Below are 14,103 nucleotides of genomic sequence, written 5' to 3' on the forward strand. Positions count from 1 at the left end.
CGGGAGCCGCAACGGCCGGAGCAAGGCGAGGGGAACGGGCGATGGGCTGGATTCAGAAGACGGCGGCAGGCCTGGTGGCCACCGCCTTGCTGGCGGGGGCGGCGGTGGCCGTCTATGTGCAGCGCAGCTTTCCGGCGCTGGACGGGCGCCTGCAGGCCAGCGGACTGGCGCAGGCCGTGCAGGTGCGGCGCGACGCGGCCGACGTGACGCACATCGAGGCCGCCACGCCGTTCGACGCCTGGTACGCGCTCGGCTACGTGCATGCGCAGGAGCGCACCTGGCAGCTCGAATTCAATCGCCGGCTCATGCACGGCGAGCTCTCCGAACTGTTCGGCCCGGCCGCGCTGGACACCGACCGGCTCATGCGCACGCTGGACATCGTGGGTGCGGCCCGCCGCCAGTACGCGGGCCTGCCGCTTTTCGCGCGCGAGGCCCTGCAGGCCTACAGCCGCGGCATCAACGCCTTCCACCAGCACCGAACGCAGGCGCTGCCGCCTGAATTTCTGCTGCTGGGCGCCAAGCCCGGAGGCGCCGACGGCACGGTCTGGTCGCCCGAAGACAGCGTGGCCTGGACGCTGATGCTGGCGCTGGATCTGGGCGGCAACTGGGGCAGTGAGTTCGCCCGCCTGTCGCTGGCCCACCAGCTGCCCACCGATCGCCTCTGGCAGTTGATGCCGCCATACCCCGGCGAGCAGCCCGCCACCGCCGTGGACTTGCACGCGCTCTACCAGCGCCTGGGCGTCTATCGCAAGGGCGATGCCCCGCCCGGCGCCGACTCCGGCGAAGACACCGACAACGACGCGCGGGCCGACGCCGCACCCGAGCGGCTGGCGGCCCTCGCGCACGACATCGCCGCCCAGGCCGGCGACCCCGGCGGGCGCGGCAGCAACAACTGGGTGGTGTCCGGCACGCACACCGCCAGCGGCAAGCCGTTCCTGGCCAACGACCCGCACCTGGGCCTGAGCGCGCCGGCCATCTGGTACTTCGCCGGCCTGAAAGCGCCGGCCGGCCACGCCAGCGACGGCACGCCCGTCGCCGCGATGGACGTGGTCGGCGCCACCCTCCCGGGCCTGCCCTTCGTGGTGCTGGGCCGCACGGCGCAGGCCGCCTGGGGCTTCACCAACACCGCGCCCGACGTGCAGGATCTCTACCTGGAGCAGATCGACCCGCAGGACGCATCGCGCTACCGCACGCCGGACGGCTGGGCCCGCTTCGCCCAGCGCGAGGCAGTCATCCGCGTCAAGGGCCAGCCCGACGTGCGCATGACGGTCCGCAGCACGCGCCACGGCCCGGTGCTGAGCGACGCGCAGCCGGCTGCCCACGGCGCTGTCGTCGACCTGCGCCGCTACGTGCTGGCGCTGCGCTGGACGGCACTGGACGCCGACAACCAGACCGCGCTGGCCGGCCTGCTGGCCAACCAGGCGCGGTCGGTGGACGACGTGTTCCAGGCGTTCTCCTACTACCACTCTCCCATGCAGAACGTGGTGGCGGCCGACGTGCAGGGCCACATCCGCTTCAAGGCCATGGGCCGCGTGCCCGTGCGCGGCCCGGACAACGACCTGCGCGGCGTGGCGCCCGCGCCGGGCTGGGAGGCGCGCTACGACTGGCAGGGCTGGCTGCCGCTGGCCGCCACGCCGCAGGACGACGGCGCCGCCCGGGGCTGGATCGCCACCGCCAACCAGCGCGTCACGCCGCCCGGCTATCCCCATTTCCTGACCGGCGACTGGACGCCCCCCTACCGCTACGACCGCATCGCCGAGCGGCTGGAGGCCACGCCGCGACACGACATGGCCAGCATGCGCGCGCTGCAGCAGGACACCGTCTCGCTGGCCACGCAGCGCCTGCTGCCGCAGCTGCGGGCGGCCGCATCGAGCCACCCGCTGGCCGGCGCCGCACGCGCCCAGCTGCAGGGCTGGAACGGCGACATGCGCGCCGCCAGCGCCGCGCCGCTGATCTTCGCGGCCTGGGCCGACGAGCTGGCCCGCGGGCTGCTGCGCCCGCGCCTGGGCGACGAGCGCTTCGCCGCGCTCTACGGCCGGCGCGACTTCCGCCTGGCGGTGGAAGGCATCCTGCAGCGCAACGACGCCTGGTGGTGCCAGCCGCTGAGCTGCGCCCAGCAGACTGGCGCGGCGCTGGACCGCGCGCTGCAGCGGCTGTCGGCGGGCTATGGCGCTGATCCGGCCCGCTGGCGCTGGGGCCAGGCGCATCCGGCCGTGAGCCAGCACCGCCCGTTCGACAACGTGGCGCTGCTGGCGCCGTTCTTCGACGTCAGCGTACCGTCGCCGGGCGACACCTACACCGTCGATGTGGGCCAGTACAACCCGGGCAATGCGCGGGCGCCCTTCGTGAGCCACCATGCGCCTTCCCTGCGCGCCATCTACGACCTGGCCGACCCGGAGCGCTCGCTCTTCATCTACCAGACGGGCCAGAGCGGCCTGGTCTTTTCCCCGCGCTACCGTGACATGGCCCAGGCCTGGGCGCAGGGCGGCATGCGGCCGCTGCAACTGGCTCCGGCGCAGTTCGCGCACCGGCTGGTGCTGCAGCCCTGAGCGGGCGGCGCCTCTTCCTCAGCGGATCGAGAGTGCGCCCGCCGCCTGCGCCAGCTGGTCGCGGGCGGCCTTCAGATCCGGTTCCAGGGGCTGGTCCAGCCGGCGAATGAAGGGGCAGGTCAGTACCGCCAATGCCTGACCCTGTGGTCCCAGCACCGGCATCGAGATGTCGATCACGCCGAAGGCCTGCTGGCTGTCGCCCTGCCACCAGCCCTGCGCGCGGATGCGTTCCACGATTGTGTTCAGCTCGGCGGGCTGCATGGGCTCATCGCCCTGCGCGCCCTCCATTGCCTGGTGCTCGGTCAGCATCTCCGCGCGCCTTTCGTCCGACTGAAAGGCCAGCATCACATGGCCCGGGCCCGTGTCGATCAGGTTCACCCGAACCCCCAGCCGGATCGACAGGCCCCAGTTGCCTGGGCCGTTGACCTGCGCCACCACGGTGATGCCGCCCCGGTCGTAGATGCCCAGATGGCAGGACTGCTGCGCTGCGGTGGCGAAGGCCTCCATCACCGGCAGAGCCTGGGACACCATGCGCTCCATCGGCGGATGGCTGTGGCCCAGCACGAAGAGCTTGAGGCTGAGCGCATAGCGGTCGCCCTGGGGCGAGCGGGTGACGTAGTCGCGCGCCACCAGCCTTTCGAGCATGCGATAGATCTCGCCCGGGCTTCGGCCCATGGCCTTGACGATCTCTGCCCGCGTGAGGCCGTGGGGTTGGCCGGCCAGCAGCTCGAGAATGTCCAGACCCTTGTCCAGGGCTGGGGCGCGGTAGCGATCGGATTCTTCGGTCATTGCGGGGCGTTGGGGTGAGGGGCGGCGACAGGCGGGCTCAGCACGTGCAGAAGCGGAATTCTCTGGGCAATCGGGCTCCGCTGCGCTCGGCACTGTGGCAGTGGCAGGCACGCCACGGGAGCAGGGTATTTCCTCATTGGCGGCGTACGCTGCAAGTTTTTACATTGTCCGCTGATGAATGAAAAGTTCATCCATGAATTTCTTCCGAGGCTTACCTGCCACGGCGGGTCTTCCGGCGCTTGGCCCTGCGCCGGACAGCAGGGCGCGTGAACCGCGCTGTGTCGGGGCTGTCTCGGGCGTGGCCCGATTCGATGATTCAGAACGATTCACTACAACGGAGATGAGGACCATGCATACGAGCATCAACAAGACCCTGGTGGCCGCTGCCGCCGCTGTGGCCGCCGCAGGCGCGCTGCCTTCCATCGCGCAGGCGCAGTCTGCCGTCACACTGTACGGCCGCGTGGTCGCCGGCGTCGAGTACATCGACAAGATCGCCGATCCCGTCACCGGCCAGACCAACTCGCTCACCCGTGCGGCCGACAACCAGTGGGGCACGAGCATGATCGGCTTCCGGGGCAAGGAAGACCTGGGCGGCGGCCTGAGCGCCGTGTTCAACCTGGAGGGGGGCTTCAGCGCCACCAAGGGTACGACCGGCACCGCGTTCTTCAATCGCCGGACGTTGGTGGGCCTGAGCAGCGCCAGCTGGGGTACCTTGATGCTGGGCAAGAACCTTTTCAACAGCAACGATGTGTGGAACATCGACCCGACGGGTCAGCAGTTCATGAGCAGCGCGACGCTGGTGCGGGGCCGCAACTGGCAAGGCGTGAACAATCTCATCGAATACACCACGCCGAACTTCGGCGGCTTCACCGCCAACGTGCAGGTGGGCCTGGGCGAGCAGCCTGGCTCCAACAAGAAGCTGCGCAATGAAGGCCTGTCGCTGGCCTATGCTGCCAACGACCTGGAGCTGCGCGCCATGTTCAACAACCGCCATGACGCCAACGGCAACTACAGCGACGTCTACTCGGCTTCCAAGGAAGCCATCATTGGCGGCACGTATCGCATCGGCGCGGCCAAGCTGTTCGCCGCCTACGACGCCATCTCCGCTCCCGACGCAGCGGCTGGCGCACCCAGCAAGCTCAAGCACGGTTGGCTCGGCGTGCGCTACGACGTGACCCCAGCGCTGACGTTGATCGGCGCGGGCTACCGCGTGAGCGCCAACCGGGGCAACGGCAATGCCACGCTGCTGATGGTGGGCGCGGACTATTACCTGTCCAAGCGCACCTTCCTCTACGCTTCGCTCGGCGGCGTGAACAACAGCTCCACGGCCAACTACGCGGCCGATGTCACCGTCAACGGCCCGGGCGCGGGTGCATCGCAGCGCGCCATGTACGTGGGCATGGGCCATTCTTTCTGAGCCCACGGGTGCGCTGAGACCTGTTTTTCATTGCGAGCCGGCTGACCGGCATTGGGGCTGCCGCGCGGATCGCCGGCAGCCTTTTTTTGTCGTCCGTGCGGCGGATGCCGCGCTCCGCGTGCGCTTCATTGACCGTGCGCTGCCGCAGCATGTGGCCGTCCGTATCCGCGGCGTCTGCGGCACCGGCCGGTTTCGCGCGCCGATGTCTCGGGACCTGCTGCTCCCGCATTGCATGGTGTGCGCCATGCGCCAGAGCACCGAGCGGCGTTACGGCATGAGCGCCGCCGCTTCGCCGCCCCTCTGACGAGCCCGCGCTCTGTACGCTGGGTTCCGCGCCATGGTGAGGATGTCAGCGGATGGCTCCTTGCTGGCGTCGGTGTCTTACAGCAACGCGGCCGGGTCGTGGGGCGCACGGGCAGGTCCACGCGGCCTTGCGGGATCTCCTGCCGGCCCTGCTGGGTCACTTCGGCCCCGGCGCGGATCTCGGTCGCCATCGACCTAAGCCTGCGCGATGCGCTGCGCCATCCGGGCGGCCGGCACTGGCTGGCCCCCTTTGCGCGGCCGATGGGCCGGCCGAATTAAGAGGTGAGCGCGCCCGCAACCGCACCCGCAAGCGCACCCGCACGGCCGCCGCCACCCAGCCCGCCATCGCGCGACGGGTGCTCCAGGGCAGATTCGATGCCTGGCGTCAAGAAGCCAGTACCCATCCAGCAGTCTGCGGATTCGAGCGTTAGAGGGTGTGTCACCGTGGGGCAGACGACTCAGTCACACAAGGGTGGCTGCGCACGGATGCGCGCGATGCCTGTGCGGCTGACCCATGCGCGCATGGCCTTGCCGAACGACTGGAAGCCTCTGACCTCGGGAATGGCGCGGATCGGTTCGACTCTGCGTGCGCAGACCCTGGAGCCGCTGCGCTGCTTGTCGTGCAGGGCGATCAGCGCGTCCTCTCGCGGGACGCCCCTGTTCTCTGAGGCCTCCTGACGGCCATTCAGCGCCGCTTGCCACCGAACAGGGTGCCCAGCACGCCTCGCAGGATTTCCTTGCCCAGCGAAGTGCCCATGGTGCGCACAGCCGATCGGGCCATGGTCTGCACCAGCCCGTCGTGCTTGCCCCCGCGCGGGCCGGTGGTGCCGAACAGCACGTCGTTGAGTCCGCCCATGAGTCCGCCTCCATCGCCAGCAGCGGTGCCGCCGTTCGCCGGCGCGCCACCGGGGGCCTGTTCTGCCCGGCCGCGCAGCTTCTCGTACGCCGAATCACGATCCACTGCTTGCTCATAGACGCCCGCCACCAGCGACTGGGCCAGCAGCGCCTGCCGTTGCTGGGGCGTGATCGGGCCGATCTGGCTGCCCGGCGGCATCACGAACGCACGCTCTGTCACGTTGGGGCGTCCCTTGGCGTCCAACAGGCTCACCAGCGCCTCGCCCACAGCCAGTTCGGTGATGGCGGCTTCGATGTCCAGCCCCGGCTTGGGGCGCATGGTGGTGGCTGTGGCCTTGACGGCCTTCTGGTCGCGCGGGGTGAAGGCGCGCAGCGCGTGCTGCACGCGGTTGCCCAGTTGCGCCAGCACGCTGTCGGGAATGTCCAGCGGATTCTGGGTGACGAAGTACACGCCCACGCCCTTGGAACGTACCAGCCGCACCACGAGTTCGATGCGTTCGACGAGCACTTTGGGCGCCTCGTTGAAGAGCAGGTGGGCCTCATCGAAGAAGAAGACCAGCTTCGGCTGCTCGGGGTCGCCGATCTCGGGCAGCGTCTCGAACAGTTCCGAGAGCATCCACAGCAGGAAGGTCGCGTAGAGCCGCGGCGAATTCATGAGCTTGTCGGCCGCGAGGATGTTCACCACGCCCCGGCCATCGACGGTCTGCATGAAGTCGCTGATGTTCAGCATGGGCTCGCCGAAGAATTTGTCGCCGCCCTGCGTCTCGATCTGCAGCAGCCCGCGCTGGATGGCGCCCACACTGGCGGCGCCGATGTTGCCGTAGGTCGTGGTGAAGTCCTTGGCGTTCTCCCCCACGTAGGTGAGCATGGCGCGCAGATCCTTCAGGTCCAGCAGCAGCAACTGCTGGTCGTCGGCGATCTTGAACACCAGGTTGAGAACGCCCAGCTGCGTCTCGTTCAGATTCAGCATGCGGCCCAGCAGCAGCGGGCCCATGTCGGACACCGTGGCGCGAACCGGGTGGCCCTGCTCCCCGAACACGTCCCAGAGCGTGGTGGGGCAGGCCACCGGCTCGGGGAGCGGCAGGCCGCGCTCGGTCAGGGTCGCGGCCAGCTTCTCGCTGATGCGGCCTGTCTGGCTGATGCCGGTGAGGTCGCCCTTCACGTCGGCCATGAAGACGGGCACGCCGATGCGCGAGAAGCCTTCGGCCAGCGACTGCAGCGTCACCGTCTTGCCGGTGCCGGTGGCGCCCGTGATGAGCCCGTGGCGGTTGGCCAGCGAGGGCAGCAGGTGGCATTCGGCGGTGCCCGTGCGGGCGATCAGGATGGGTTCGGCCATGATGGAGGGACAGTCAAAAGTAAAATCGCGGACTGAAGGTTAATACAGCACGAAAAGCAAAAAAGGACAACCGTGGCAGGACATAGTAAATGGGCGAACATCCAGCACCGCAAGGGGCGGCAGGACGAGAAGCGCGGCAAGATCTGGACCCGGATCATCCGTGAAATCACGGTGGCGGCCCGTGCCGGTGGCGGCGACGTGTCGGCCAACCCGCGCTTGCGTCTGGCGATCGAGAAGGCCAAGGCCGCCAACATGCCGGCCGACCGCATCAAATACAACATCGACAAAGCCACCGGCAATGCCGAGGGTGTGAACTACGAAGAGATCCGCTATGAAGGCTACGGCATCGGCGGCGCGGCCATCATCGTGGACACCATGACCGACAACCGCGTGCGCACCGTTGCAGAAGTGCGCCACGCTTTCAGCAAGCACGGCGGCAACATGGGCACCGAAGGCTCGGTGGCCTTCCAGTTCAAGCACTGCGGCCAGCTCATCTTCGCCCCCGGCACCGATGAAGACCGCGTCATGGAAGCGGCGCTGGAAGCCGGCGCCGAAGACGTGGTGACGGGCGACGACGGCGCCATCGAGGTGCTGACGGCCTTCGCAGACTTCGAGGCGGTGAAGAACGCCCTGGAGGCGGCCGGCTTCCAGCCCGAGATCGCTGAAGTCACCATGCGCGCAGAAAACACCATCGAGCTGGAGGGCGACGACGCCACCCGCATGCAGAAACTGCTCGACGTCCTGGAAGACCTGGACGACGTGCAAGAGGTCTATCACAACGCAGCCTTATGAAAATTCTCGTGATTGGTGGCGGCGGCCGTGAACACGCAATGGCCTGGAAGATCAGCCAGTCGCCCAAGGTCAGCAAGGTCTACGTGGCCCCCGGCAACGGCGGCACGGCCATGAATCCCAAGCTGCAGAACCTGCCCATTACCGACGTGCGCGAGCTGCGCGCGTGGGCGCAGGAGCAAAAGGTCGCCCTGGCCGTTGTCGGCCCCGAGGCGCCTCTGGCCGCCGGCGTGGTGGACGAGTTCCGCGCGCACGGCCTGCGCATCTTCGGACCTACCAAGGCCGCCGCGCAGCTCGAAAGCTCCAAGGCCTTCTCCAAGGCCTTCATGAAGCGCCACGGCATCCCCACGGCCGAATACGAAGCCTTCACCGACCCGGCAGCAGCCCACGCCTACGTGGACCGCCTGGGCGCGCCCATCGTCGTCAAGGCCGACGGCCTGGCCGCCGGCAAGGGCGTGGTCGTGGCGATGACGCTGCAGGAAGCCCACGACGCGGTGGACTTCATGCTGGTGGACAACAAGTACGGCGTGAGCCACAACGACGGCGGCGCCCGCGTGGTGATCGAGCAGTTCCTCGAAGGCGAGGAAGCCTCCTTCATCGTGCTGTGCGACGGCAAGAACGTGGCGGCCCTCGCCACCAGCCAGGATCACAAGCGCCTCAAGGACGGCGACCAGGGCCCGAACACCGGCGGCATGGGCGCGTATTCGCCCGCGCCCGTGGTTACGGCCGACGTCCACGCCCGCGCCATGCGCGAGATCATCCTGCCCACCATCCGTGGCATGGAAAAGGACGGCATTCCCTACACCGGCTTCCTCTACGCCGGCCTGATGATCGATGCGGGCGGCCACCCCAAGACGCTGGAATTCAACTGCCGCATGGGCGACCCCGAGACCCAGCCCATCCTGATGCGCCTCAAGAGCGATCTGGTGGACGTGCTGGGCGCTGCGATCGACGGCAAGCTCGACCAGGTCGAGATGCAGTGGGACCGCCGCCCCGCGCTGGGCGTGGTGATGGCCGCGCACGGCTACCCCGAAGATCCGCGCAAGGGCGACGCGATCAACGGCCTGCCGGCCGATGCCGACGACGCCATGGTGTTCCATGCCGGAACGGCCCTCAAGGATGGCGTTCCCCACACCACGGGTGGCCGTGTGCTGTGCGTGACGGCACTGGCTGACAGCGTCAAGCAGGCGCAGCAGCGCGTCTATGACGTGGCGCGCGGCATCCACTTCGACGGCGCCCAGTACCGCCGCGACATCGGCCACCGCGCCATCAAGAGCTGATGGAAGCCGGCGCGCCTTTGCAGTCGCAGCCCTCGCAGCAGCCTTTGCACCCCGGTGGCGTGGCCGCCCGGGTGCGCGGCTACCTGGTCGGCCTGCAAGCCCGCATCACCGATGCACTGGAACAGGTCGAAGGCCCGGCGGAGCAGGGCGGGGCGCGGTTTCTCGCCGACGCGTGGAGCAAACCAGCGGGCGAAACGCTCCAGGGCGACGGCATCACCCAGATCCTGGAAAGCGGGCGCGTGTTCGAGCGCGCCGGCTGCGGCTTCTCGCACGTGCGCGGGCCGCGCCTGCCGCCTTCGGCCACGGCCCACCGGCCGGAACTGGCCGGCGCGCCGTTCGAGGCCATGGGCGTGTCGCTGGTGTTCCACCCGCGCAACCCCTACCTGCCCACCGTCCACATGAACGTGCGCATGATCGCGGCCGGCCATCCGGGGGCCGAGCCCGTGTGCTGGTTCGGCGGCGGCATGGACCTGACGCCCTTCTACGGCTTCGACGAAGACGCCGTGCATTTCCACCGCAGCTGCCAGCAGGCGCTGGCGCCTTTCGGCGACGACAAATACCCCCGCTTCAAGCAGTGGTGCGACGAGTACTTCTTCCTCAAGCACCGGGGCGAGCAGCGCGGGGTGGGCGGCATCTTTTTCGACGACTTCTCCGAGCTGGGCTTCGAGCAGAGCCTGGCCATGATGCAGTCGGTGGGCGATGCCTTCCTGGGCGCCTACCTGCCCATCGTGGAGCGCCGCCAATCCATGCCCTACGGCGAGCGCGAGCGCGCATTCCAGCTCTACCGCCGCGGGCGCTACGTCGAATTCAACCTGGTCTGGGACCGGGGCACGCACTTCGGCCTGCAGTCGGGCGGGCGCACCGAATCCATCCTGCTGTCGATGCCGCCGCTGGCCGGCTGGGCTTACCAGCGGCAGGATCCACCGGGCTCGCCCGAGGCCGAACTGACGGCACGCTTCCTGCAGCGCCGCGACTGGCTGGGTGCCTCCGAAGGCGATCAACTATAATTTTGATAGCTGCCAGCGCTTGAAGCCATTGCGCCAAGTGCCTGAAAAGCATCCGATCCGGCGCCTGCATGCCGGAAGGTGGAGGGATCGGTCCTACTGGCCGGCGCTTCGCCAGCCCGCTATAAACCTATTTCCTCCTCACTGAACACAGCCTGATGACCACCTCCAGCAAATCGGAATCCGCCGCCAAGAAAGACGTGACCAAGCTCCAGCGCGCCATCGTGGACGGGCTGGAAGACGTCAAGGCGCAAGACGTGCAGGTGTTCAACACCGAGCACCTGTCCCCGCTGTTCGAGCGGGTCATCGTGGCCTCGGGCACGTCCAACCGCCAGACCAAGGCGCTGGCCTCCAGCGTGCGCGACGCGGTGCGCGAAGCGGGCTTTCCCAAGCCCCGCACCGAGGGCGAGGACAACGGCGAGTGGATCATCGTGGACTGCGGCGCCGCCGTGGCGCACATCATGCAGCCCGCCATCCGCCAGTACTACCGGCTCGAGGAGATCTGGGGCGATAAGCCCGTGCGCCTGAAGCTGGGCGCGCCCAAGCCTGCCGCCGCGGTCGCCAGCGAAGACGCTTCGGCCAAGAAGAAGCCGGCCCGCAAGAAGGCCGCTGCCGCCGCCCCGGCCCAGCCGGCACGCAAGCCCGGCGTTTCCAAGGCCAAGCCCGCCGCTGCTGCGCCGGCCGAAGCCAAGAAGGCGCCTGCGAAGAAGGCCGCGGCAACTGCGTCCCGCGCCCCGGTCAAGACGACCGCTGCCAAGCCGGCATCGAAGGCCACTGCGGCCAAGACGACTGCTGCAAAGGCACCGGCCGCCAAGTCTGTGAAGACGGTCAAGACCGTGGTGGTCAAGCCCGCCGTGAAGAAGACTGCTGCCAAGGCTGCCCCGAAGTCTGGCGCGAGGACCTCGGCACGCCCGGCCGTTGCGGCAGCCAAGAAGGCTCCGGCCCGCAAGAAGGCCGTCTGAGGCCCTCCAGGGCCATCGCGGGGCGCCTGAACAGCGGCGCCCCGTGCGTTTCCCCTTTCCCGTGACCCATCCACCTGCCCGCCGATGAAGCTCCTGATCGTGGCCGTGGGCCAGCGTGTACCCGACTGGGCACAGACGGCCTATGACGATTACGCCAAGCGCTTTCCGCCCGAGCTGAAAGTCGAGCTCAAGGCCGTCAAGACCGAGCCGCGCGGCTCCAAGACGCTGGAAACCCTCTACGCCGCCGAGCGCGAGCGCATCGAGGCCGCCATTCCGCGCGGCACGCGTATCGTCGTGCTCGACGAGCGCGGCACCAACCTGACCACCAAAGCCCTGGCCCAGCGCCTGAAGGATTGGCAGATGGGCGGCGATGACGTGGCTCTGGTCATCGGTGGTCCCGACGGCCTGGAGCCGGCCTTCCGGCAGTCGGCGCACGAGCGCATCCGTCTTTCCGACCTGACCCTGCCGCACGCCATGGTGCGGGTGCTGCTGATCGAGCAGCTCTACCGGGCATGGTCCGTCAACGCCGGTCACCCGTACCATCGGGAGTGAGGGCGCGCGAGCTGCCGCGCGTCGCAGCCGCCGTCCGATCTTTGTGCTCATCTTTTGATAGCTTCCTGCGGAGGCATATCAAGCGCTGAGGGCACTTTTCTTGCCGAATTCCCGATTCAAACCCTATGGCCGACTTCATCTACCTCGCCTCGCAAAGCCCGCGCCGCCGCCAACTGCTGGAGCAGCTGGGCGTGCGCCATGAACTGCTGCTGCCCAACGCGCCCGGCGATGAGCCCGAAGACGCCGAAGCCATCGAGGCCGTGCTGCCCGGCGAATCGCCTGATGCCTACGTGCAGCGCGTGACCGGCCTGAAGCTCGATGCCGCCATCGCCCGGCGCGCGCGCCGTGGCCTGCCCGATGCGCCCATCCTGTGCTCCGACACCACGGTGGCGCTGGGTTCAGACATCCTCGGCAAGCCGGACGACGAGCAGGACGCCGCCCGCATGCTGGCGCGCCTGGCCGGGCGTGAGCACCGCGTGCTGACGGCGGTGGCGCTGCAGGCCGCCATCGGGCCACGGCGGGCGGCGCTCTCGGTCTCGCAGGTGCGCTTCGCGCCGATGACGGCCGCGCAGATCGATGCCTACGTCGCCACCGGCGAGCCCATGGGCAAGGCCGGCGCCTACGGCATCCAGGGCCGGGCCGCAGCGCATGTGGAACATCTTGCGGGCAGCTATTCGGGCATCATGGGCTTGCCCATGTTCGAGACGGCGCAGCTGCTGCGCCAGGCGGGCTTCGCTCTCTGAGCGAGCCTTTCTCCTATCCCTATCGCCCACACCATGCAACAAGACATCCTCATCAACTGGTCGCCCCAGGAAACCCGCGTGGCCGTCGTGGAGCACGGCGCCGTGCAGGAGTTGCACGTGGAGCGCACGCTGGAGCGCGGGCTGGTGGGCAACGTCTATCTGGGCAAGGTCTCGCGGGTGCTGCCGGGCATGCAGTCGGCCTTCATCGACATCGGCCTGGACCGTGCGGCCTTCCTGCACGTGGCCGACGTCTGGCACCGCCAGGAGGGCGGCGAGGCGCCCATGTTCGCGCGCAAGGGCGAGCCGCCCGTGCCCATCGAAAAGCAGGTGTTCGAGGGCCAGTCCATCATGGTGCAGGTCATCAAGGACCCCATCGGCACCAAGGGCGCGCGTCTGTCCACGCAGATCAGCATCGCGGGACGGCTGCTGGTCTTCCTGCCGCAGGACGACCACATCGGCGTCTCGCAGAAGATTCCGGTGGCCGAGCGCGACGCGCTGCGCGCGCGGCTGCAGGCGCTGGTGGGCGACAAGGCCACGGGTGGCGGCGGCGGCTTCATCCTGCGCACCAACGGCGAGGATTCGTCCGATGCCGAACTGGCTGAAGACATCGCCTACCTGCGCAAGACCTGGGCGCGCATCAAGCAGGCCGGGCTGCGCCTGCCGGCCGGCTCGCTGCTGCACCAGGACCTGAGCCTGCTGCAGCGCGTGCTGCGCGATTTGGTGGGCGAGGAGACGACGAGCATCCGCATCGATTCGCGCGAGCAGTTCGCGCAGCTGCATGCCTTCGGCACCGAATTCATGCCGGCGGCCGTGCCCAAGCTGCAGCTCTACAAGGGCGAGCGGCCGATCTTCGACCTCTACGCCATCGACGAAGAGATCGCCCGGGCCCTGGGCCGTCGGGTCGATCTGAAATCGGGCGGCTACCTCATCGTGGACCAGACCGAGGCGCTGACCACGGTGGACGTGAACACCGGCGGCTACGTGGGCGCCCGCAATTTCGACGACACCATCTTCCGCACCAACCTGGAGGCGGCCGGCGCCATCGCCCGCCAGCTGCGGCTGCGCAACCTGGGCGGGATCATCATCGTGGACTTCATCGACATGGTGCGCGAAGACCACCAGACCGCCGTGCTGGCCGAGTTCCGCAAGCAGCTGGGGCGCGACCGGGTGAAGACCACGGCGGGCGGCTTCTCGCAGCTGGGCCTGGTGGAGATGACGCGCAAGCGCACACGCGAATCGCTGGCCCACATGCTCTGCGAACCCTGCGCCCACTGCCAGGGCAAGGGCCAGGTGAAGACGGCGCGCAGCGTCTGCTACGACGTGCTGCGCGAGATATTGCGCGAGGCGCGCCAGTTCAACCCGCGCGAGTTCCGCGTGGTCGCCTCGCCGCGCGTGGTGGAGCTGTTCCTCGACGAGGAAAGCCAGCATCTGGCTGGCCTCTCGGACTTCATCGGCAAGCCGATCTCGCTGCAGTCCGAAAGCGCCATGGCGCAGGAGCAGTACGACATCGTGCTGCTCTGAACC

The 14,103-nt window shown here is 68.6% G+C and carries 12 protein-coding genes; 10 read left to right on the forward strand and 2 right to left on the reverse strand.

Annotation, left to right across the window (positions count from 1 at the left end):
* The first annotated feature begins 41 nt into the window (after positions 1 to 41).
* Complete coding sequence (locus AC3A84_RS04925) at positions 42 to 2,549, forward strand: penicillin acylase family protein (RefSeq protein ID WP_487968533.1); 2,508 nt, start codon at positions 42 to 44, stop codon at positions 2,547 to 2,549.
* 18 nt (positions 2,550 to 2,567) lie between these two features.
* Here the strand turns inward: AC3A84_RS04925 and AC3A84_RS04930 are convergent, their stop codons facing one another.
* Positions 2,568 to 3,338 (reverse strand): IclR family transcriptional regulator, encoded by a 771-nt coding sequence (locus tag AC3A84_RS04930; RefSeq protein ID WP_487968534.1) that lies wholly within the window; start codon positions 3,336 to 3,338, stop codon positions 2,568 to 2,570.
* 349 nt (positions 3,339 to 3,687) lie between these two features.
* Between AC3A84_RS04930 and AC3A84_RS04935 the strand changes: the two genes are divergently transcribed.
* Both AC3A84_RS04935 and AC3A84_RS04940 read left to right on the forward strand, forming a co-directional pair.
* Complete coding sequence (locus AC3A84_RS04935; RefSeq protein WP_487968535.1) at positions 3,688 to 4,755, forward strand: porin; 1,068 nt, start codon at positions 3,688 to 3,690, stop codon at positions 4,753 to 4,755.
* Between the two features lie 118 nt (positions 4,756 to 4,873).
* Complete coding sequence (locus AC3A84_RS04940) at positions 4,874 to 5,059, forward strand: hypothetical protein (RefSeq protein WP_487968536.1); 186 nt, start codon at positions 4,874 to 4,876, stop codon at positions 5,057 to 5,059.
* A gap of 684 nt (positions 5,060 to 5,743) precedes the next feature.
* Here AC3A84_RS04940 and AC3A84_RS04945 read toward each other — a convergent pair.
* The gene (locus tag AC3A84_RS04945) at positions 5,744 to 7,249 is read right to left on the reverse strand and encodes a helicase HerA-like domain-containing protein (protein ID WP_487968537.1); all 1,506 of its coding nucleotides are present in this window, start codon (positions 7,247 to 7,249) and stop codon (positions 5,744 to 5,746) included.
* Between the two features lie 72 nt (positions 7,250 to 7,321).
* Here AC3A84_RS04945 and AC3A84_RS04950 point away from each other — a divergent pair, with 72 nt between their 5' ends.
* The 7 genes from AC3A84_RS04950 to rng all read left to right on the forward strand — a co-directional run bounded on the left by AC3A84_RS04950 (position 7,322) and on the right by rng (position 14,100).
* Positions 7,322 to 8,041, forward strand: a complete 720-nt coding sequence (locus AC3A84_RS04950) for a YebC/PmpR family DNA-binding transcriptional regulator (RefSeq protein ID WP_487968538.1) — start codon at positions 7,322 to 7,324, stop codon at positions 8,039 to 8,041.
* Positions 8,038 to 9,318, forward strand: coding sequence for a phosphoribosylamine--glycine ligase (gene purD / locus AC3A84_RS04955; RefSeq protein WP_487968539.1), 1,281 nt, complete (start codon positions 8,038 to 8,040; stop codon positions 9,316 to 9,318). Before AC3A84_RS04950 ends, purD begins: the two co-directional genes overlap by 4 nt.
* Entirely contained in the window at positions 9,318 to 10,325 is a 1,008-nt protein-coding gene (hemF, locus tag AC3A84_RS04960) for an oxygen-dependent coproporphyrinogen oxidase (protein ID WP_487968540.1), read from the forward strand. Before purD ends, hemF begins: the two co-directional genes overlap by 1 nt.
* Positions 10,326 to 10,480: 155 nt before the next feature.
* Positions 10,481 to 11,284, forward strand: a complete 804-nt coding sequence (gene rsfS / locus AC3A84_RS04965; RefSeq protein WP_487968541.1) for a ribosome silencing factor — start codon at positions 10,481 to 10,483, stop codon at positions 11,282 to 11,284.
* An 84-nt stretch (positions 11,285 to 11,368) separates the two neighbouring features.
* On the forward strand, positions 11,369 to 11,836 hold the full coding sequence (gene rlmH / locus AC3A84_RS04970) for a 23S rRNA (pseudouridine(1915)-N(3))-methyltransferase RlmH (protein ID WP_092939017.1): 468 nt from the start codon (positions 11,369 to 11,371) through the stop codon (positions 11,834 to 11,836).
* A gap of 125 nt (positions 11,837 to 11,961) precedes the next feature.
* On the forward strand, positions 11,962 to 12,579 hold the full coding sequence (locus AC3A84_RS04975; RefSeq protein WP_487968542.1) for a Maf family protein: 618 nt from the start codon (positions 11,962 to 11,964) through the stop codon (positions 12,577 to 12,579).
* Between the two features lie 33 nt (positions 12,580 to 12,612).
* Complete coding sequence (gene rng / locus AC3A84_RS04980; protein WP_487968543.1) at positions 12,613 to 14,100, forward strand: ribonuclease G; 1,488 nt, start codon at positions 12,613 to 12,615, stop codon at positions 14,098 to 14,100.
* The last annotated feature ends 3 nt before the right edge of the window (positions 14,101 to 14,103 follow it).

The sequence above is a fragment of the Paracidovorax sp. genome (assembly GCF_057642795.1).